This window comes from Nodularia sp. LEGE 04288, from assembly GCF_963896525.1.
In the GTDB taxonomy this organism is placed as follows: domain Bacteria; phylum Cyanobacteriota; class Cyanobacteriia; order Cyanobacteriales; family Nostocaceae; genus Nodularia.
This window is the reverse complement of record NZ_CAWQOY010000154.1, coordinates 1-21,691: the sequence shown is the minus strand read 5'-3', so window position 1 is coordinate 21,691 and position 21,691 is coordinate 1. Positions and strand designations below refer to the sequence as shown.

Annotated in this window: 18 protein-coding genes, 1 tRNA gene and 1 pseudogene; 9 read left to right on the top strand and 11 right to left on the bottom strand. The window is 40.1% G+C overall.

Translation table 11 applies throughout. The features are described from left to right. Positions 1 to 475: 475 nt before the first annotated feature. The gene (locus AACX33_RS22535; RefSeq protein ID WP_194001911.1) at positions 476 to 2,227 is read right to left on the bottom strand and encodes a DnaJ domain-containing protein; all 1,752 of its coding nucleotides are present in this window, start codon (positions 2,225 to 2,227) and stop codon (positions 476 to 478) included. Positions 2,228 to 2,557: 330 nt separating this feature from the next. Between AACX33_RS22535 and AACX33_RS22530 the strand changes: the two genes are divergently transcribed. Next, a complete protein-coding gene (locus AACX33_RS22530) occupies positions 2,558 to 3,751 on the top strand; it encodes a Coenzyme F420 hydrogenase/dehydrogenase, beta subunit C-terminal domain (protein ID WP_194001913.1) in 1,194 nt (397 codons plus the stop codon). Between the two features lie 374 nt (positions 3,752 to 4,125). Here the strand turns inward: AACX33_RS22530 and AACX33_RS22525 are convergent, their stop codons facing one another. Both AACX33_RS22525 and AACX33_RS22520 read right to left on the bottom strand, forming a co-directional pair. Next, positions 4,126 to 4,506: a hypothetical protein gene (locus tag AACX33_RS22525; RefSeq protein WP_194001915.1), complete on the bottom strand. Its 381-nt coding sequence runs from the start codon at positions 4,504 to 4,506 to the stop codon at positions 4,126 to 4,128. A 110-nt stretch (positions 4,507 to 4,616) separates the two neighbouring features. Beyond that, the gene (locus AACX33_RS22520; protein WP_194001917.1) at positions 4,617 to 5,846 is read right to left on the bottom strand and encodes a methionine gamma-lyase family protein; all 1,230 of its coding nucleotides are present in this window, start codon (positions 5,844 to 5,846) and stop codon (positions 4,617 to 4,619) included. An 85-nt stretch (positions 5,847 to 5,931) separates the two neighbouring features. Between AACX33_RS22520 and AACX33_RS22515 the strand changes: the two genes are divergently transcribed. The 4 genes from AACX33_RS22515 to AACX33_RS22500 all read left to right on the top strand — a co-directional run bounded on the left by AACX33_RS22515 (position 5,932) and on the right by AACX33_RS22500 (position 10,715). Continuing rightward, a complete protein-coding gene (locus AACX33_RS22515; protein WP_194001919.1) occupies positions 5,932 to 6,750 on the top strand; it encodes an acyl-CoA desaturase in 819 nt (272 codons plus the stop codon). Between the two features lie 240 nt (positions 6,751 to 6,990). Further along, the gene (locus AACX33_RS22510; RefSeq protein ID WP_194001921.1) at positions 6,991 to 8,043 is read left to right on the top strand and encodes a fatty acid desaturase; all 1,053 of its coding nucleotides are present in this window, start codon (positions 6,991 to 6,993) and stop codon (positions 8,041 to 8,043) included. A 189-nt stretch (positions 8,044 to 8,232) separates the two neighbouring features. Beyond that, a complete protein-coding gene (locus AACX33_RS22505) occupies positions 8,233 to 9,303 on the top strand; it encodes a fatty acid desaturase (protein WP_194001923.1) in 1,071 nt (356 codons plus the stop codon). A 320-nt stretch (positions 9,304 to 9,623) separates the two neighbouring features. After that, on the top strand, positions 9,624 to 10,715 hold the full coding sequence (locus tag AACX33_RS22500; protein ID WP_194001925.1) for a fatty acid desaturase family protein: 1,092 nt from the start codon (positions 9,624 to 9,626) through the stop codon (positions 10,713 to 10,715). A gap of 281 nt (positions 10,716 to 10,996) precedes the next feature. On the opposite strand, the gene AACX33_RS22495 is transcribed toward AACX33_RS22500, so the two are convergent. From AACX33_RS22495 to psbZ, 6 genes are all read right to left on the bottom strand, one after another. Next, on the bottom strand, positions 10,997 to 12,199 hold the full coding sequence (locus AACX33_RS22495; RefSeq protein ID WP_194001927.1) for a hypothetical protein: 1,203 nt from the start codon (positions 12,197 to 12,199) through the stop codon (positions 10,997 to 10,999). Positions 12,200 to 12,397: 198 nt separating this feature from the next. Next, entirely contained in the window at positions 12,398 to 13,663 is a 1,266-nt protein-coding gene (locus AACX33_RS22490; RefSeq protein ID WP_194001929.1) for a glutamate-5-semialdehyde dehydrogenase, read from the bottom strand. Positions 13,664 to 13,667: 4 nt separating this feature from the next. After that, positions 13,668 to 14,075, bottom strand: coding sequence for a hypothetical protein (locus AACX33_RS22485; RefSeq protein WP_194001931.1), 408 nt, complete (start codon positions 14,073 to 14,075; stop codon positions 13,668 to 13,670). Between the two features lie 250 nt (positions 14,076 to 14,325). Continuing rightward, positions 14,326 to 14,397, bottom strand: a tRNA-Gly gene (locus AACX33_RS22480). 97 nt (positions 14,398 to 14,494) lie between these two features. Next, entirely contained in the window at positions 14,495 to 15,073 is a 579-nt protein-coding gene (gene ribH / locus AACX33_RS22475) for a 6,7-dimethyl-8-ribityllumazine synthase (RefSeq protein ID WP_194001933.1), read from the bottom strand. A gap of 173 nt (positions 15,074 to 15,246) precedes the next feature. Continuing rightward, on the bottom strand, positions 15,247 to 15,435 hold the full coding sequence (gene psbZ, locus AACX33_RS22470) for a photosystem II reaction center protein PsbZ (protein WP_194001934.1): 189 nt from the start codon (positions 15,433 to 15,435) through the stop codon (positions 15,247 to 15,249). Between the two features lie 138 nt (positions 15,436 to 15,573). Here psbZ and AACX33_RS22465 point away from each other — a divergent pair, with 138 nt between their 5' ends. The 4 genes and pseudogenes from AACX33_RS22465 to AACX33_RS22450 all read left to right on the top strand — a co-directional run bounded on the left by AACX33_RS22465 (position 15,574) and on the right by AACX33_RS22450 (position 20,175). Next, complete coding sequence (locus AACX33_RS22465; RefSeq protein WP_194001954.1) at positions 15,574 to 18,270, top strand: CBS domain-containing protein; 2,697 nt, start codon at positions 15,574 to 15,576, stop codon at positions 18,268 to 18,270. 25 nt (positions 18,271 to 18,295) lie between these two features. Continuing rightward, positions 18,296 to 18,595 (top strand): annotated as a pseudogene (locus AACX33_RS22460) (Uma2 family endonuclease); the annotation flags it as partial. Positions 18,596 to 18,702: 107 nt separating this feature from the next. Next, positions 18,703 to 19,869, top strand: a complete 1,167-nt coding sequence (locus AACX33_RS22455) for an IS4 family transposase (protein ID WP_194003928.1) — start codon at positions 18,703 to 18,705, stop codon at positions 19,867 to 19,869. A gap of 6 nt (positions 19,870 to 19,875) precedes the next feature. Further along, a complete protein-coding gene (locus tag AACX33_RS22450) occupies positions 19,876 to 20,175 on the top strand; it encodes a Uma2 family endonuclease (RefSeq protein ID WP_227789266.1) in 300 nt (99 codons plus the stop codon). 67 nt (positions 20,176 to 20,242) lie between these two features. Here the strand turns inward: AACX33_RS22450 and AACX33_RS22445 are convergent, their stop codons facing one another. Further along, the gene (locus tag AACX33_RS22445) at positions 20,243 to 20,902 is read right to left on the bottom strand and encodes a Uma2 family endonuclease (protein WP_194002397.1); all 660 of its coding nucleotides are present in this window, start codon (positions 20,900 to 20,902) and stop codon (positions 20,243 to 20,245) included. Between the two features lie 101 nt (positions 20,903 to 21,003). After that, positions 21,004 to 21,691 (bottom strand): HNH endonuclease (locus AACX33_RS22440; RefSeq protein WP_227789265.1); only part of this gene is annotated, 688 nt, incomplete at its 5' end.

The following is a 21,691-nucleotide window of genomic DNA, read 5'->3' as shown; positions in this document are numbered from 1 at the left end:
TTATAATGTTTTTTCAGAATATGCAATATAAAAGCAGAACAATTTTAGATGTCAATACTTCTCAGGATTTGCATATTTTACCTAAATTACCAATAATAAGGTGAATTTTTAGGAGTACAGTCTAAAAATATATACTGCACACAACTTAAAGCAGATGCAGGTTTTTCACAAGATACCAGAAATTTACTATACCAATATAAAGTAATTATTGAGGCAATCACAAAACCTTAATAATTAGAATTAAATAATCGTGAATGTACCCAAGGAAAATTCAGTATTTTGTGACAATTTAAAAATAATTTGAGTCAGATCGCAAATACGCTACGTAAATCACAAATCAGCTTGTTATTTAGCGATTTTTGAGCTAAAAATTCACCACAGAGGCTTGGTTCGCGCAGCATCTCGTAGAGAGGGGAAAGGGAAATGTCAGATGCAGTTAGTTAAGCGGTGAAGAATAGCAAACTCTCCCTTCTCCTTACCAAGTAGAAGGGTTGGAGGTGAGGTTCTGTATTTTATATTGCTGATATGCTCGATTAATTGCTTGCATTGAGGCTTTAGCACTGAAAGAACTGTTAATATCAGGATGATACAATCTGGCTAATCGATGAAAAGCAGACTTGACATTTTCAGAATCAGCGCCTTTATCGACACCTAAGACTTCCCACCATTCCCCAGACAAGACATCTGTCAATTTATCATCACTTTGGATTTGTCGCCAAATTTTAATTACACCACCTTTCCCTCCACTTAATAGGGTTTTACCATCTGGACTAAAAGCAACGGGACTAAACCCAGTTAGAGTTTGAATTACTTCACCAGTTTGTAAATTCCAAAGTTGAATTATACCGTCTCTACTGCTACTGGCGAGGGTTTTTCCGTTGGGGTGAATAGCCAGCGAAAGAACCGCCGTTATGTGTCCAGTCAAAGTACAGCTTAATTCGCCAGTATGGAGATTCCACAGCTTAATTGTGTTGTCTTCGCTTCCACTAATAAGAGTTTGACCGTCAGGACTAATAATGACTGTATTTGCTGCTGAATGTTGAGTTAAAACACAGCGTTGTCTACCAGTTTGTAAATCCCAAATCCTGATAGTTTTATCTTGACTGCTACTAACAATAATCTGACTGTCGGGACTAATAGCCACAGAATATACTGTATGAGTATGTCCATTCAAAGTACGTTTGAGAGTTCCTGTATAACCTCCCCAAATTCTGATAGTTTTATCTGTACTAGCACTAGCAATTATTCTGCCATCAGAACTGTAAATAAGTGAGTTAACAAAGCCATTATGACTATAGGGAGAATTTAAATAAGAAAATGTCCGATTATATTGTTTTGTATCTAATTGCCAACTGCTAATTTTCCGGTCTACACTACCGCTAATAATTTGCTTACCATGAGGACTGATAGCCACAGATAAAACTGCTTCGGCTTGTCCATAAAAAGTATATAACCATTTGCCAGTGTTTAAATTCCACAAATAAACTGTTCTATCATTACTCCCACTAATGAAAGTTTGACCATCAGGAGAAATAGCTAAAGCATTAACTGCTGCTGAGTGACCTTTAAGAGTTTGTACACATCTCCAAGTTTCAGGACTTTGGTTTGTTTGAGATGCAATTTTGGGTTCAACTTTGGGAGGTGGAGATTTAGGAGGATCAACTTGGTTTTTCACCTTCGCTTTCAGTGCTTGGAACTCAGTCTCAATTTCCAAAGCCGCAAATTTTTGCTCAATATTTTCACCATTTAACTCCATGAGTGCGGCGGAATAGTAATCCATCTGTAAGACTTTTTCTTCCATCCGTTCCAAAAGCTCAAAGGGAGTTTCTTGAACTTGAGATTCGTCTAACATTTTGGCGATACCATAAGCAGCGAGTCCCACCACTGCACCAATTCCCGCCATCGGGACTGCACCAATACCAAATGCTAAACCGACTTTTGGTGCAACAAATCCCATTCCACCGACGACGCTAGCCACCCCAGCACCACCAACTGCACCAATACCCATTGCACCGTATGCGGCTACATCTCCCTCTGTAATGGCTTGGAATGCACCATAAACAGCCGCACCGGCCACAGCGCCAGCCGCAACTACGGGAGTTACCCCAATTCCTACACCGCCAAAGCCGCCGACAATTCCGATTCCGCCAACTTTTGAGGATATACCTGCACCAGCTATACTTCCGCCGGCGATAAATGCTGCACCTGTTTTGGGGACTGGGTTCATTGTGAGCTAAGGAGTTGTAGAATAGGAAGTAATTTGAGTAACTTGGTTCTGAGAATTTAAATTTAAATGAGTTACTTCTAAATAATCAATATCATTTTCTCGTTCAAAAGGATTGCTATAAAAAGCCCAAATTTGGCAATTACTTGTTTTTTCATAATTTGGTTCTGAAGTAAAATATTAAACTTGTTCGTGCTGTAGTTGTCAGTATTAAATGAACTTTCGCTTTCCGTAAAGGTTCCCATAGGGTGGACGTGTAGAATTGCTGTGAAATTTTGTGTAAGTTACAGCATTCCGCTATCTTAAGTTTTGAGATCACAAATTGCGCTTAACATGACTTCAGTTTCTCCTCACAAAAAAGCCAAAGCCCTCAAATCTACTAGCCGTCGCCCGGCGAAAGAACTCTGTAGCGAGTGCGGACTTTGCGATACATACTATATTCACTATGTCAAGGAAGCTTGCGCTTTTATTAATCAGCAGATAGACGGACTCGAAGAAGAAACCCACAAGCGATCGCGCGACCTAGATAATGAAAATGAACTCTACTTTGGTGTTCATCAAGACATGATCGCCGCCCGCAAACAGCAGCCCATCGAAGGCGCACAATGGACGGGTATTGTCAGTAGCATTGCCATTGAAATGCTGAATCGCGGCTTAGTTGAAGGTGTTGTCTGTGTCCAAAACACCAAAGAAGACCGCTTTCAACCCATGCCAGTTATCGCCCGTACCCCAGAGGAAATACTGGCAGCCAGAGTAAATAAACCAACATTATCGCCCAACCTTTCTGTTTTAGAACAAATAGAAAAATCAGGGATGAAACGGTTATTAGTCATTGGTGTGGGTTGCCAAATTCAAGCCCTCAGAGCCGTAGAAAAAGAACTAGGCTTAGAAAAACTCTATGTGTTGGGTACACCTTGTGTAGATAACGTTACCCGCGCCGGACTGCAAACATTCTTAGAAACCACCAGCCGCTCACCTGACACAGTGGTGCATTATGAATTTATGCAAGACTTCCGAGTTCACTTCAAACATGAGGATGGTTCTACAGAAACAGTGCCATTCTTTGGTTTAAAGACTAATAAGCTCAAAGATGTTTTTGCACCTTCCTGTATGAGTTGCTTTGATTACGTTAATTCTCTGGCTGATTTGGTTGTGGGTTATATGGGCGCACCCTTCGGCTGGCAGTGGATTGTAGTCAGAAATGATACGGGTAAAGAAATGCTGGATTTGGTGCAAGACCAGTTAGACACTCAGCCGGTGATGTCTCAGGGGAACAGGAAAGAGGCTGTGCAACAGAGTATTCCTGCTTACGATAAAGGGGTGACTCTGCCGATGTGGGCGGCGAAATTAATGGGTGTGGTGATTGAAAAAATTGGTCCGAAGGGTTTGGAGTATGCGCGGTTTTCAATTGATTCCCATTTTACGCGGAATTATTTGTATGTGAAGCGGAATTATCCTGAGAAGTTGGCGGCTCATGTACCGGAGTTTGCGAAGAGGATTGTGGGGGAGTATAAGTTACCGGAGTAGTGTTTCGTCTTTGCGTGAAATAAATATATGTGAGCCTGCGTTTGCAGGCTTTTTTATCTCCTCACAAACTTCCATACACACATCTTGCATCAGTTGCTTTACCGCAATTTTTGTTATGTGGGCAATATTGAGCGCTCACTCAATATTCAGCACTATAAAGTTATTGATAATTATGCCAAATATCAATATTTTTAGTAAAAGCTTGTGTTTATTTTTCTGTAAAAGGACAGTTGTGAATACTTAGTCCTTATTGACTGACAAATAAAAAAACATCCCAAAAGTTCTTGTATAGCGGGCAAAGATTCTCCCTAATCACCCAGGACGGGCAGGATGCCCATCCCACAATATAGAATAATTTATTTTCTGGTGTTCCATTATGGATACTGTTTGAAACCTAACCGCTTACGAGCCAGAGTAATTGCTCTGATATTCTCAGATATTAAAGCTATACTTCCACCCAATCCGACCACATTACCTATTATTGGCGTTTTTGCAGTATTGTTCTCTTCATTTTCTTTATATGAAACTACACCCAGCATAAAACCAATAACAAATACATATCCCAAAATTTTTAGATTATTTACTCCTCTGTTAAGATAAATCATAGCAATAGGTACCATAAAAAATGTCAACACACCAGCAACAACAGGACTTTTCTTTGCTAGTTCTTCAGTTCTGCTTATATCTCTTTTGGTGGGAATGAAAGGATTCCAAGGAGAATCTTCGGGTTGGTTTTGATTAGGGTCAGTTGTCATTTTGGTGGTAAATGCGTTTAATGGACAAGTAATTAGTCCGTATACGCGAATTATTTCACACAAAAATCATTTGAGGCTTCAGAATTAACACGGTTTTATTCGCAACTTTCTTACACCATCCCCACAGCCTCCATCGCCGCTTCTAATGCGATCGCCACATGAGTCCAATGAGTCCCCCCCTGACAATAAACCACATAAGGCTCTCTTAAAGGACCATCCGCCGAAAACTCCAAAGTACTGCCCTCAATAAACGTCCCCCCAGCCATGACTACTTGGCTCTCATACCCCGGTATATCATCGGGAATAGGTTCCAGATAAGAACCCACAGGTGAATGCTGCTGAATCGCCTTACAGAAAGCAATTAACTTAGCCGCAGAACCCAATTTAATCGCCTGAATCACATCCCCACGAGGCGCAAGGGGTGCGGGATTTACGGGATAACCCAATTTATCAAACACATAACCAGTTAAGTGAGTCCCCTTCATCGCCTCCCCTACCATTTGGGGAGCTAAAAATAAGCCTTGGAACAGCAGCCGATTTTGGTCAAAGGTCGCGCCACCATAACTTCCAATCCCAGGCGCAGTTAAACGACAAGCGGCGGCTTCTACTAAGTCAGCCCGACCAGCTATATAACCGCCAGCGGTGACAATTGTCCCCCCAGGATTTTTAATCAATGACCCCGCCATTAAATCAGCACCCACATCTGTAGGTTCTCTGGTTTCAATGAATTCGCCATAACAGTTATCGACAAAGCAGACGGTGTTGGGGTTTTGCTGTTTAACTAAATGAACTATTTTTTCGATATCCGCTATTGATAAACTCGGTCGCCAAGAATAACCACAAGAGCGCTGAATTAATACTAAACGGGTATGATCAGCCACGCTATGACTTAAAGTTTGCCAATCTATAGTTCCTTGGGGGGTTAGCTCCAATTGCCGGTAATTTATGCCAAACTCAATAAGGGAACCTTGGCCTTTACCCCGTAAACCAATGACTTCTTCGAGCGTATCGTAGGGAGAACCGACCACTGCTAACATTTCATCTCCAGGACGGAGAACACCAAATAAGCCGCAAGCGATCGCATGAGTTCCAGAAACGAACTGCACCCGCACAGCCGCAGCTTCCGCGCCCATGACTTGGGCATAAACTTTATCTAAAGTTTCTCGTCCTAGATCATCATGACCATAACCACTAACACCAGCAAAATGGTGTGCGCCTACACGGTGATTACGAAAGGCATCCAGGACACGTTTGAGATTATGCTTGACCTGAGCGTCAATTCCAGAAAAAATCTCTAATAGAGCCTGTTCTGCTTGCCGCAGCTGTTCTACGCTGTTCATTAGTTCCTCTTTTACAAAAAATTATAGGTATGCGGATTTTCAAACCCCGCAGATTAGGCTAGACAATTTCAAATCGGGTTATTGCATGACAATTGCTACTTCAACTAAACTTCAAATTAACTGGGTAAATACCCTGTTTTTCCTGGCCTTACACATCGGCGCTTTGTTTGCTTTTCTTCCCAGTAATTTTAGCTGGAATGCCGTTGGTGTCGCTTTATTGCTTTACTGGGTCACAGGTGGGCTGGGTATTACTCTGGGATTTCACCGTCTGGTGACTCACCGCAGTTTTCAAACTCCCAAATGGCTGGAATATTTCTTAGTCTTTTGCGGGACTTTGGCCTGTCAAGGCGGACCAATTGAGTGGATCGGGACACATCGCATTCATCACGTACATTCTGATACTGACCCAGATCCCCACGATTCCAATAAAGGCTTCTGGTGGAGTCATATGGGTTGGTTAATTTATCACTCTCCCTCTCACGCTGATGTTCCTCGTTTTACCAAGGATCTTGCCGAAGACCCAGTTTATCAGTTTTTACAAAAATATTTCATTTTGATTCAGGTAGCACTGGGTTTATTACTCATGTATCTGGGTGGCTGGTCTTTCGTGGTTTGGGGAGTATTCGCCCGCATTGTTTGGGTTTACCATTGCACCTGGCTGGTGAACAGCGCTACTCATACATTTGGTTATCGCAGCTATGATTCTGGCGATCGCTCTACAAACTGCTGGTGGGTCGCCGTGCTAGTATTCGGTGAAGGCTGGCATAATAACCACCATGCCTATCAATACTCAGCTCGTCACGGACTGGAATGGTGGGAAATCGATTTAACTTGGATGACAATTCAATTGCTGCAAGTATTTGGTCTGGCTACTAATGTCAAGTTGGCAGAGAAAAAGCAGTAAATTCCCGGTTATTGGTTAATAGTGGATAAATTACAGAATTTATTCACTATTGGCTAAAAAGTAATTTCTACGAGCAACTAATAACCATTCACTACCTCAGAAAATTATCTTCCACAGCTATTTAATAGTGCGCTTGTGTAGCTGAGGTTGTTATAATCTGAGACGCTAATGTTAAGAAACTTTGCGACCAGCCACTTTTTTGGTGCGTTGGCGCTAGATCTTGTTGTTTTCCAGGTGTTCATGACTACATCAATAATCAACAGCCAGAAACTAGGTGAAGACCTTGGCGACCCCAACCTGAAGCTCAAAGATATTATCAAAAGTTTGCCACGGGAATGTTTTCAGCAAAACCGTCGCAAAGCTTGGACACAAGCACTGCTAAGTGTCTTGATGGTTGGCTTGGGCTACTATTTTCTGGCAATCAGTCCGTGGTTTCTTCTGCCCCTAGCTTGGATTTTTACAGGCACTGCTTTAACAGGTTTTTTTGTAATTGGTCATGATTGTGGTCACAGGTCTTTTGCCAAACGTCGTTGGGTAAACGATTTAGTGGGACACATATTCATGGCACCCTTAATTTATCCCTTCCACAGTTGGAGGATTAAGCATAATTATCACCATGCTCATACCAACAAGTTGGATGAAGATAATGCTTGGCATCCCATTAGAACAAACGTATTTGCCAATTGGACACCCTTCAGACAGTCAGCCTTTGAAGGCTTCATGCGTAAGCGTCTGTGGTGGGTAGGTTCCATTGGACATTGGGCCTTAGTGCATTTTGATGCGCGGAACTTCAAAACTAAAGACCAATCCAGTGTTAAGCTTTCTGTGGCTGTAGTCGTGATATTTGGTGCGATCGCATTTCCTAGCCTGATTGCTACAACAGGTATTTGGGGATTTGTCAAGTTTTGGCTTCTGCCCTGGATAGGTTACCATTTTTGGATGAGTACCTTCACCATCGTTCACCACACTGCGTCAGATGTTCCTTTTAACACAGAAAACAAGTGGAACGAGGCTTTAGCACAGCTATCTGGGACGATTCATTGTGATTATCCCCGTTGGATAGAAATTTTCTGCCACGATATCAATGTCCACGTACCCCATCATATTTCTACTGCCATTCCTTCTTATAATTTGCGGCTAGCTTACAGCAGCATCAAAGAAAATTGGCAGCCTTATCTACATGATGAATGTCAGTTTTCTTGGTCTTTAATGAAGCAAATCACAGACCAATGCCAACTGTACAAAACTGATATTGGCTATGAGACTTTCGACGAATATTACGCAGGAAAATAAATAGCAACCTACTTGTATTATTGTTGTTGCAATAGTATTTAGTATCCTGTAAATTGAATAGATTCTGGTAATTCTTGATCTACTTAAATTCTTAGGTGAATTACCAGAGATTATCTGCTTGAGTATGAGCCAAAGCTGATACTAGAGATATGTCAATAAAACCCGATTTATATTTCACCAAAGAATCAAGTGCAATCAAATACCATCGCTTTCAATAATCCTGATGACTGTGAACCGTCTGAGGATATAACCAAACTCCCCTTTACTCTTCAGGATTTGAAAGCAGCAATACCTGCTGAATGCTTTCAGCCAAGTGTGACAAAATCCCTATTTTATTTCTTTCGTGACATCTTGATTATTGGACTGCTTTATGCAGTGGCTAATTACCTAGATTCTTGGTATTTTTGGCCGGTTTTCTGGGTCATGCAAGGAACAATGTTTTGGGCTTTGTTTGTAGTTGGACATGACTGTGGACACCAATCTTTTTCCAAGCACAAATGGCTGAATGATTTGATTGGACATTTATCTCACACACCGATATTGGTTCCTTATCACGGTTGGAGAATTAGCCACAGAACTCACCACAAAAATACTGGCAACATTGATAATGATGAAAGCTGGTATCCTGTGTCAGAGTCGCAGTATAACGAAATGGAATTAGTCCAAAAGTTAGGAAGATATTATGTCTTTCTTTTGGCTTATCCGGTGTATTTATTCAAGCGTTCTCCAGGAAAGGAAGGCTCTCACTTCTCACCTAGTAGCCCGCTTTTTAAGTCTTCAGAAAAATGGGATATTATCACTAGCACTACACTTTGGATTGGCATGGTAGGTTTGCTAGGTTTCTTCACCTTTCAATGGGGTTGGATGTGGTTACTAAAATACTACGCTATGCCCTACATTGTGTTTATAGTTTGGCTGGATTTGGTGACATTTTTGCATCATACAGAGCCGGATATTCCTTGGTATCGTGGAGAAGATTGGACTTTCCTCAAAGGTGCAATTTCTAGTATTGATCGGGACTACGGTTTTATCAATCATATCCATCATGATATCGGTACTCATGTTGCTCACCATATCTTCCTGAATATGCCTCACTACAATCTGCTGAAGGCGACTGAGGCGATTAAACCAATTATGGGTGAATATTTCCACGAGTCTAAAGAACCTATTTGGAAATCGGTATGGCGTTCAGCTATTAGCTGTCATTTTGTCCCGGATACAGGTAGCAAAGTCTACTACACATCTCATCATAAAAGCTAGGCGAAGATGATTCGTCGCTATACACAGTCAGTCCGCCGGCGCGGACTTTTTTTATCGAGCTACGCCTCGCTTACGCTAACACGCACCAGGAGCAAAGAAGAGATGTGAGGAGAATTAAAAACAGTTTTTTAATTGAATAGTCAGGTGTTGATTAATCTCTAGTATTCTGTAAAGATTGATTCTGGTAGTTTTTTATCTACTGAGATTTTTAGGTGAATTACCTATGATGATCTTCTGGCTTATACGTCAGACATGATACTAGACATATGTCAAAACAGTCCAATTTATATCCCACAAATGAATCCAGTGCAATCAAATAAATGACACAAACACAAGCAAAAGTAACTTTTACTAAAAACTACGGTTTTAGAAAAGAATTAAATAAGCGTGTTGATGCTTATTTTCAGTCACAGGATATCTCTACTAGAGATAATGCGGCGATGTACATGAAGACAACAGTTATTTTGTCATGGGTCGTCGCTACTTGGACTTTTACGCTCTTCGGTCCGCCTGAAATCTGGCTCAAAGTAATTGGCTGTATTGCTTTAGGATTCGGTATTGCTGGTATTGGTTTTAGTGTGGGACATGATGCAAATCATGGTGGTTATTCTCGCCACAAAATGGTCAATAATATCTTTGGGTACACCTTCGATATAATTGGTTTGTCTAGTTTCTTATGGAAATTTAGACATAATTTTCTCCACCATAAATACACTAATATATTAGGGCATGATGTAGAAATACATGGTGATGGTTTAGTGCGGATGACTCCCTATATGGAGCATAAATGGTATCATTCATTTCAACACGTATTCATTTGGTTCATATATCCCATCATTCCCTTATATTGGTCTTTTGCTGATGTTTATTTAGTTATGTTTAAACGTAAATATCATACCTATGATATTCCTACTCTTAAACCACTAGACCTGTTAGTTTTCTTCAGTGGTAAATTGATTTGGCTGGGACTTTTCTTGGGAATACCAATTGCTGTAGGATATACACCCATTCAGGCAGTTGTGGGATTTGTGATTACTTACATGACCTATGGCTTAATGATTTGTGTAATTTTTATGCTGGCTCATGTTTTGGAAGCAGCCGAGTTTATTGAACCCAATTCAGATTTGCAGCAAATTAATGATGAATGGGCAATATTTCAAATTAAAACAACTGTAGATTTTGCTCCCAAGAATCAGTTTTTAAACTGGTATCTTGGTGGACTGAATTATCAAGTTGTTCATCATTTATTCCCAAACATTTGTCATATCCATTATCCCCAAATAGCTCAAATATTAGCTGATGTCTGCGAAGATTTTGACGTGAAATACAACGTTTGTGCAACTTTTACTGAAGCATTAGCTTCTAATTATCGCTGGTTAAAGCTTATGGGAAGCGCACCAAATTCAGACTAATACCAATTCTATCTGACTTGCAAACACCGAGAAGCTGAGATCCCCGACGAACTGAATAAGCCGGGGATTTTTTTGTGAGTGTATATCGTCCCAATATAGCAATCGCCAAGGAGGTTAAGACATAAACGGATAAGTAGGTCGGCGTAAATAAAGTTAACTGGCTAGGGTCGTCATTGGTTATTGGTCATTGGTCATTAGTCACATTGGGAAGTAACAATTTTTCCCCCTGCTCCCCTGCTTCTTCCCCCACTCCCTACTTCCCAGCTATAGTATACATGGGGTCAAAATGAAATTCGTTCAACTAAGTGTTTAACAGCTGGATGAACTGTATAGCGATTTTTAGGACTTCTGTATTCAAGAATCAGCCGTCTTATTCGTAACCTCAAATTTTCGTTATTTCTGGGAATAGGTTTTTCTATATCGAGACTGAGCTGAAGAATTTTTAGTTCGTCATTGGAAAGGCCAAGCAGTTGACTTCTACCAAATGAATCTACTGCACTTAACACGTGCTTTTTTTGTACCTTATCTTCACCTGATAAATATGTTTCTTCAATGGCTGATTGAGTCAAGGTAATAAAGTCGCGTAAAACTCCCCCAGAAAAGTAAATAAGAGTTTGAATTGCTGGATATTCTATAAAATCTGTGGATGAGCGCGTTTGAATAATTTTTTTAAAAAAACTATAGGCTTGTGTATCATGTTCGAGATCAAAAAAAGGTTGATAATAGTAATCTATTTCCTGGTGAACTGTGTCGCTATAATCACCATAAAGAGAAATTAATGAACCGACCAACACTAGTCCAATCTGCATAGATGAAATAGCTTTTCCATCTACGGCCATAATCTGCATAAATGTTTTAACATCATCCAAACGATCTAGTCCATCAAACAGAAGAACAATCTGACCATACTGATTTGCAGCTTCTTTAACTAGGTTGCTAGCAGCTTTTACCAAATCAGACTTTACTCCATATGGATCTGATATATCGGAAAGAACACCTTCCTGGTTAATTTGGCTCGGTTTTCGGTGAGGAATTCCGGACATATCAAACATATTCTGCTGATAATAACTGCCTTCGTAACCAAATGCCAATTTACGAATTAGGGTAATAGATTGCTGTAAACTTTGATCTTCACTTTCTTTCAACATTTCAGATAGCTCTAATGCGGCGATTACAGTGAGAACGCCACTAGATATTTGAGAAATATCTGCATATAAACTGACATCAACGTAAACTGCATGAATGTCTTGTATCTGATTAATTTTTTGACAAGCAAGCAACAATTGAGTTGTTTTACCAGAACCAATACCTCCTATCAAGATATGCGAAGATAAGGGACGCAGAGCTATTCGCCCTGATATCTGCTCTCCAGGTAATTTTCCTGGTGGGTCTACATAATAATTGCTGTCAATTGCTCGCGATGGATCTGCTGTTACCTCAAAAGCCGCGATCCTTTCCCTAAAAAGTTTTAGTCGATTTGACATATGATATCAAGTCAGGTTAATGAACTTTTGCCTACTATGAAAAGTCAAACAATTTTAGATTTTAGATTTTAGATTTTAGATTTTGGTTCGACCCACAGATAAATCTAGGGGCTTGTACCATTTAGGAACTATCGTTCAACTAAGTATATTTAAGCCCTATTTTCTAGATAAAACCGTTTGAGTTCTCTCTCGTAACTTCTAAAACCGCCCATTCCCCTGTACAATGTGCTTCACAGTCGTTAAAGTTTCCAAACTAATAAATCCCCGGCGGTGTCCTTTTTGGTTAGACATACCAAGAAATACTGAGTCGCCCCTGGAAGGATTACGAGAAAAGCGGGGGGAAGTGTTGATGTAGGTAGATGCGCTGTTAACTCCTAAAGCAAACTGGCGACTTTCTTGATAAGATTCGGTGACGATGCAGTCAGCATGACCGCTACTGTATTGATTAATCCAGGCGATCGCATCTTCTAAACTATCCACTAGTTTAAAAGCGACGGTTTTGGTTAAATAAGAGTTTCCCCATTCTCCTGACTTGACTAGTTGCAAGTGCGGAAAAGCTTCTACTAGTTCTTCATCTGCTTTGATTTCAAAGCCTTTTTCTTTTAAACTGTTCCACAAAGCTGCCAAAGATGATGGTAAAGCTTGGCGATGAATTAATACTTTTTCAATGGCGTTTACTTGGTCTGGTTCGCTCTCATGGCTATCCATAATCATCCAGCGAATCATCTCTAAACTGCTATTGAGTGACCAGTAGAGGTAGCAGTTACCCATTGCTGATTTTAACACCGGACAAGTTGATTGTCGCATTACCTGCTGGACTAAGGTAGAACGTCCGTAGGGCAATACTAAATTCACGTACTTGTCTTGGGTAACTAAATCCCGAATAGAAGCACCGTGTTCTGCTTTAATCAGTTCGACACACCCAGGCGGTAAACCAACTTCCTCAATGGCGTTTTGTAGGACATTGGCGATCGCTTCGTTGGAATGACTCGCTTCTGTACTACCTTTAAGTATAATACTATTGCCGGTCTTGATACATAAACCAGCTGCGATCGCGCCTAAATCCGGAAAAGCCTCATAAACAAATGCAATCACACCCAAAGGCATTAACTGAGTGTAACTCTGGGAATCTTCTAATTGATAGTCGGCGTTCCTGACTCGCCGTAACGGGTCGGAGATTTCCCCCAACCTCTGAAGAACTTCCACTGCTGCTTCTAGCCTCGTGGGAGTCAACTTCAACCAATCTAAAATTAACTCTGGCACAGCCATTTCTTTGCTAGCTTCTAGATCCAAAGTGTTGGCTTCCAAAATGTCATCAAAGGAATTTAAGAGCGCCTGTGCCATTGCTAACACAGCGCGACTGCGGTCTACTCCCTTAGTAAATCCCAACTTGAGGGAGGCTTGATAAGCGCGTTTAGCGCTAGTAATTGGTTCGGGAGAATCATCCAAAAGTTCAACGGTCATTGAATTAACGTCTGTAGGTAAGCCAGACCATCAGTGCAGGCAGAATAGCCAACAGCACCGCTACTATCGCCCAAGCAATAATGCTAGAACCATTTGCCAATCGCAGTGCTAATGGTAACCATATAATCACTAGCACGAATATAATGCCTAGCGCTATAGGTAGATAGCTTTCTCCCCACCGAGTCGGCACAATCCGCCAACTTTTTCCCGTCCAGTGCCAAGCTCGCTTGTAGGGATAGGTGGTTGAAAGCTGTTCTAGGACATGACCATGATCTTCTACTACAAAGATTTGTTGACAGCGATCGCAACCAAATGCTTCTGTGAGTGTAATCGGAATTAATTGTCCTTTGCGACGGCAGGGACAGGGATATTCCGTGTTAAAATCAATTTTTTCGGGTTTTTGAGATGGCACAAGCGTTCTAATAACTTGAGCGTGTTTTTTATCTTTTGTGAGAATACCGTTCCTCAATACTTTTGGGTTTGGTATCCCACGATGAATAGCCAGGAGATGCTAAATCGCCCTTTGTTTGATCATAATGCCGTTTAACTAGCCAGACTTGATCCAGTGTAGTACACCCACATAACACAAATTGGCTACACCTAAAAAATTGTAGTCAAGCTATATAATCTTAAAGATTAACTTAGACTTTACATTTTTTTAAAGCGGGTAACGCGATTCGAACGCGCGACATTCACCTTGGCAAGGTGACGCTCTACCACTGAGCTATACCCGCATTTCCCATGTAAACTCTATAGTCTCAGATATATTTTGATTTGTCAACCCCTAAATTTAAAGTGCTGAGTTGTTTAACTCAGCACACAGAAAAAGCCTCAGCCTAGCTCTTCTGACTCGGCAGCTAAATTGCCTAAATTTTTAGCCGCAAAAGATGCTGGCAAAGACTGGCCATTCCGGGGATATGACTCTGTAAGATTAGAGCGCAATTGCCGCATTAAGCTAGCCATTTCTAGGGCATTCATGGCGTAATCCCAGCCATGATTACCTTTAATTCCGGCTCGTTCTAAGGCTTGCTGCATAGTATCCACTGTCAAAATGCCAAAAATTACCGGCACACCAGTTTGAAAGCTAGCTGCGGCAATGCCCTTAGAAACTTCCGCAGATACATAATCAAAATGAGGCGTTTGTCCCCGAATCACAGCACCCAGACAAATTACCGCATCATAACGATGGGAAAGTGCGAGTTGGCGGGCGACCAGAGGCACTTCAAAACTTCCAGGAACCCAAACATAGTCCACCTGACTACCGTGGGGGTCTGGGTCTATACCGTGGCGTTTCAAGCAATCTTGACAACCCTCTAGCAGCTTCCCGGTAACGAGGTCGTTAAATCGACCAACAACCACTGCTAAATGCAACGGTTCCGTTTGAGCAAAAGTTCCCTCAAAAACTGCCATGACTGCCTCTTAAATTAACTATACTCTGGCCAATATACATTTCTTCTTTAAATGCGGAAGAGCAGAAGAGTACAATTAGGTAAATAGAACAAGAAAATTGAAAAATCTTGTTCTTGGCTCTTCTGCTCCTGTAGTCGCTATGGTATTTTCGGGAAATAGATATCAGCGATCGCTTAAACTACAAAAAAGTTTAATACACCGACTAAAAGCACCAAAGCAATCCAGACTCCGGAACCAAGCCAGAGCAGTTTTTTCGATTCCACCCAATTTTGTGGGGTAGCGTAGGCCACAGGAACGCCAACTACCAAAACAAAAGATGTGAGAACTAAAGATATCAAAGCGAATTGAAATATTATGGTCATTTTTCCTTCTCTCAAACTAGCGCAAATACTAAATCTAGAATATCTTAAAGGGCGACACCAATAGTTTTGCCTTATTTGTTAAGCTAGCAGAAATTGCGTCACTATATTCATAGTTACCTAGACGAAGGACTAATGACTATGGACTTAATTCTTTGTCACACAACCGCAGATTTTGACGCATTAGGAGCCGCAGTTGGGCTGACGTGCCTAATTCCGGGCAGTAAGATTGTCCTCAGCGGTGGCGCACATCCGCCTGTCAGAGATTTTTTAGCACTACACCGGGACGAGTATCCCCTGATGGAAAGACGTGCAGTCAATCCTGATAAAATTCGTTCTTTAAGAGTTGTGGATACACAACAGCGCGATCGCCTGGGTCAAGCTGCCGAATGGTTAGATTTACCCAATTTAAAAGAAATCATAGTTTATGACCACCATATCAGTCAAGAGCTAAATATTCCCGCCACTGCATCCCATATTGAACCAGTGGGAGCCTGTACAACCTTAATGGTGGAACAATTGCAACAACAGCAAATTCCCCTGACTTTATCCCAAGCCACAGTCATGGCTTTGGGTATTCACGTTGATACAGGCTCCTTAACCTTTGACAGTGCCACACCCAGAGATGCTTTAGCTTTAGCTTGGTTAATGGAACAAGGAGTGAGTGCATCGGTAATTTCCACTTATCTTGATCCTGGTTTATCGCCGCAATTACAGCAGCTATTAACTGAAGCCCTGGAAAACTTAGAATATTTTTCCTTGCGTGGATATACTATTGCTTGGGTAATAATAAAAACAGATGAATTTGTGCCAGGGTTATCAAGTTTAGCTTCGCAACTCGTGGAATTAACCGAAATAGATGCTTTACTACTGGCAAACGAATATGCTCACAAAGAAAGTGATTCGCGTTTAACAATCATTGGGCGATCGCAAATTCCCGGTGTCAATCTCAATCTCTTATTTCAAATATTTGGCGGTGGTGGACATTCTCAAGCCGCATCCTTGAGTTTACGCCAAGTAAATCCACAGGAAACATTACAACAACTCCTAGACGGCATCAAAGCCTCAATTCCTCATCCGCCCACAGCCAGAGACTTGATGTCTTCCCCAGTCCGTACCATTCGCCCCGAGACCACAATTTCCCAAGCCCAAAGCATTTTATTACGCTATGGACACTCTGGTTTATCTGTACTTGATACCCAAGGAAAACTGGTAGGGATTATTTCGCGACGGGATATAGATATTGCCTTACACCACGGATTTAGTCATGCGCCAGTCAAAGGCTACATGGCTACTCAAGTCAAAACAATTACACCAGATACCATCCTGCCACAAATTGAATCCCTGATGGTAACTTATGATATTGGACGCTTACCAGTATTAGAAAATGGGCAATTAGTGGGAATTGTCACCCGCACCGATGTCTTGCGGCAATTACATCAAGCCGATGAGGAAGACAAATACAAAATACAAAATACAAAATACAAAATAAATTTTAATACTGAGTTAGAAAATCGGCTTGCGCCGCAACTATGGCAATTACTCACCGTAGCATCCCAAGCAGCGGAAAAACGCGGTTGGCATCTTTATTTAGTCGGGGGTGCTGTGCGAGATTTGCTGTTAGCTGATTCAGCCGCAGGTTCATTAATGATTACAGATATTGACCTTGTAGTTGATGGCTTTCACCAAGCAGCCGATGTTGGTGCTGGTGTAAAACTAGCAAAAGCACTCCAGAAAATTTATGCAGGGGCGCGGTTAGAAATTCATGGGGCTTTTCAAACTGCGGCTTTACTATGGCACAAAGACCCAGAATTAGATTCTTTATGGATGGATATTGCAACCGCCAGAACAGAATTTTATCCTTATCCAGCCGCAAACCCGGAAGTTGAAGCCAGTTCCATTCGTCAAGATTTGTATCGCCGTGACTTTAGCATTAACGCCCTCGCCTTGCGCCTGACCTCCCCTCGTCCTGGGGAATTACTCGATTTCTTCGGCGGTTTACTAGATTTACAAGCCAAGCAAATTCGGGTTTTACATCCCAACAGCTTTATCGAAGACCCGACTCGCATTTATCGTGGTGTGCGATTTGCTGTGCGCTTTGGATTTGAGTTGGAATCGCAAACAGAAGAGTTTATTCACTATGCTATCAATAGTGGCGTTTACGATCGCACTGCCCAAACAAATATTAAAACCCCAGCCTTACAAACTCGACTCAAAGCCGAATTAAAATACATTCTCCAAACCCCCTATTGGAAATCAGCGTTACAACTACTGAATAAATTAGGCGCTTTGCAGTGTATTCATCCCACCCTGAAGCTAGATGAATCGCTTTTGCAGCAATTGCGATTATTAGAACGCTGTTTACGACGTTTTGATTCTGAACAAACCCTCACTAATTGGGAAATGCGCCTAGAAGCGTTAATTGCTCATTTAGAACCGCAGTATCGGGAGAAGGTGGCAAAAAATCTGCATTTACCAGAGGATGGCATTAAACGTTTGCAAAATTTGGCTAAAGCCCAAACCCAGGTGAGGGAATTATTACCAACTTGTCAGCGTTCTAGTGAAATAGTGCAATTACTACGAAAGTATGATTTACCCATGCTGATTTTAATTGCTTTGCCCAGTCCGCGATCGCTCAGAAAGCAGATATGGCATTATCTCACAGTTTTAGCAAATGTGCAGCCAATCATTAATGGCAATGATTTAAAAAAATTAGGCTACAAACCAAATCCGAAATTTCGCCAAATGTTAGATGATTTACTCGCTGCTACTTTAGACGGAGTGATTAAAAATAGAACAGAAGCTAAAGAATTTTTAGCCCAGCATTATCCTCAATAAATTGTCTTCCACAGAGGTACGTTTTATGCAAATCCAAACACAAAAACGCCAGTACACCCCAGAAGAATATTTACAACTAGAAGAGACATCAGAATATAAAAATGAATATCTAGATGGAGAAATTGTCCCTATGGCTGGTGGAACTACCAATCACAACGAAATAGCAGGTAATTTTTATGCTAATTTCAAATTCAGAATGCGGGGTAAAAATTACAAAATTTACATGGGTGATGTCAAATTGTGGCTACCCCGTTATCACATCTACACATATCCTGATGTGATGATTATTCCAGGAGAACCAATATATGAAGGAACTGGAACTACGCCGACGGGGCGACAAACAAGGCTGAAAACAAGACAGTGTAAACAATGTAACGATTTATGGTAAAAAAAGATAGGTCAGGAATTGTCAATAAGACCTATCTAATGATAATGATACCTTTATTCTATCAAAAGCACTTAAAAAGTCAATTGAGTCTAGCAGAATACCTGTTTCTCCAAATTGTGGTGAACATCTTACAGTCAATTAAAAATGTGAATTTAGAAAGGTTAGCGAATGGAATACCTTTACCAATTAAATTTGAGAGTAGAAGAAAAAGAATACAAAGATTTCTCTCATTACCAAATTTAACAATTGAAAAAATTTGGTTTCCCATTATTAAAGAATGGTTATCAATATATTTTACGAATGAAGAAATAATTTATGTAGCAATTGATAGAACCAATTGGAGTCGGATAAATTTATTTATGGTGAGTGTCATTTGGGATAAAAGAGCATTTCCAATCTATTTTAAATTATTACCCAAATTAGGTAGTAGTAACATAGATGAGCAACAAAAAATATTGTCTCAAGTAATGCCACTTTTTCACAACTATAAAATATGTGTATTAGGTGATAGAGAATTTTGTTCTGTAAAACTCGCTAAGTACCTTCAATCCTTGGGTATATACTTTTGCTTGCGATTAAAAAAGAACGAATTTGTAGAGGTTGAAAAAGATATTTTTCAGGAATTAAACAATCTGGGATTAGAACCAGGAGTATCATTTTTTATTCAAGGTGTAAAGGTAACAAAGACTCGCGGTTTCATGAGTTTTAACGTTGCTTGTAAGTGGAAACGTAAAATCAACGGAGTAGCACCGAAAGAAGGATGGTTTATTTTAACGAATTTTGATGCGTTAGAATTGGCTATTTCTGCCTATAAACAAAGATTTGATATTGTTCGCCCTTGGCGTTCCCGAAGGGTAGAAATGTTTAGAGATTTCAAGAAAGGAGGCTATAACTTAGAGGAGACTAATGTAACTGGTGAACGATTTATTTCTCTAGTTTTATTGATAGCAATTGCTTATTCTTCAGCAACAATTCAGGGTCAAAATATCAAACGTAAAGGAATACAGAAATATATTGCTCGGATCAAAGAATATGGTCGAAGGGAACGGAGACATAGTAGTTTTTATATCGGCTTATATGGTCAAACTTGGGTCAATTTCAAGGATGTTTGTATAGATTTAGTCACGAAATTAATGAAATTAAATCGCAATAAACGTAAGTATTATCAACAAGGTCTAAGAGCTATGAAGCTTATAGAGTCTGTCTTGTAGCGGATTTTGTCCCCCCTTCAGGGAACTACGACTGTAACTAATCCTTTAATAATTGCCGAAGTATTATCTAAATCTACGGAAACTTACTATCAGACCAGGAAATTTAGATATTATCGTTCTCTTCTCACATTTCAAGAATATATTATGATTGACCAATATGAATATTTTGTGGAGCAGTTTCATAAAAATAATGATGGTCAATGGGTATTAACAGAGTATGAAACCCAAGATGCAGTATTGTCACTACAAACAATAGATTTTAAAATTCCTCTGAGTGATATCTATGAAGGGGTAAGTTTTGAATGAGATTAGCTTTCATCATAAATAGTCATACCAGTTCTGTATGAATATGCGCTGAATTAAGAATTACGAATTAAATAGTATCAGGGTCGATGTTTAACTCTCGCAGTTTTGCTGCTAAACGTTCTGCTGTTTCTTCAGGTGTCGGCACTAATTTACCAACTTCTGTAAAAAATCTCACTAGTCCCTGATGAACTCCCAGATATAAGCCTAGTTGATGACTCCACAAATGTCCTTGTTCATTTGGTTCTAGAGGTTGATATTCTCCATCTACTAGATGAAATCCTGCAAACTCTAATGTGTAGGGGTCAAACCAAAAATAATCCAGGGTACGGAAAGTATCTTGATAAATTTGTTTCTTTAATTCTTTATCAGTATTAGCTGTGGAATCAGAAAGTATTTCCACAATTACATGGGGATATTTGCCGTCTTCTTCCCAAACTACCCAACTTTTGCGGGTTTTGCGTTCCGTTCCCAGCACCACAAAAAAGTCTGGCCCCCGAAAGTCTTGTGATTTGCGTTGGTGTGGACTGTAGTAGATAGTTAGATTTCCCGCCGCATAAAAATCATTTCTGTCTCGCCACAGCCATTCCAGACATTTGAGAAGTAGAATTATTTGCCGTAGATGCAGTTCTGTTTCCAAGGGAGGTTCATCACTATATAAATCACCAGGAGGAAAGATAACATCTTGGTCAATGACTGATTGGGGAGCTAATTCTTGAGCAATGGTCATAGAATAAGTACGGCATCAAGTAGTTATGGATTTAGTTTAGCAGTTTTATAGTGTGCGATAGATTTAAATATTTTAGTTGAAATTTACAAGAAATATAGAATTTAATTTTTTATCGTTGTATTACAAAAGGGATGAGTTAGTTGGGCATTATCTAGAGTCCCCAATCCACCGTCTTCTTTTCTTGTTATGTGGTCTATGGAAATAGAGTTGATATGCAAGTAACCACCACATATTTTACATTTTGGAACCCCAGACAATGCCTCTCTTATAAAAGCAGCAGATTTATTTTCGCGTGAAAATTCTTTATTAGTAATATTACTATTAATATTTGGTTTAAGAGTTAAGTAATTGAAGGAAGCGTCAGCAATAATTTTCTTCATAACAAGGTTTTTCTCTGTTCCAGCTAAAAGCTCATTAATAATTATAATATAATAATCTCTGGTGTATTTAGCTCCATCAACGGCACTTCTTTTTTTCTGAACAATTTGTTGAATTAAGTATTCGTATTGCCAAATTATAGCTTCAAAATCAGAACGAATTTTTATAAACTTTTCAAAATAGTTATTTGCCTCAAAATGTAACATCAATGCAACTACGGCATAGAAAGCCCCTGTTTTATGACGGACTCCTGGAGTATAAAAATATATTATTGGATGTAAACCTAGAGAGGAAGCATGATTACTGTTAATTCTTCTGGCTATCTTTCTACAAGTATTTAAAAATTGTATCGTTTTTTCACCTGTTAAATCTTCAGTTAAATCCTTTTCATTATTTACATTATTTACTATC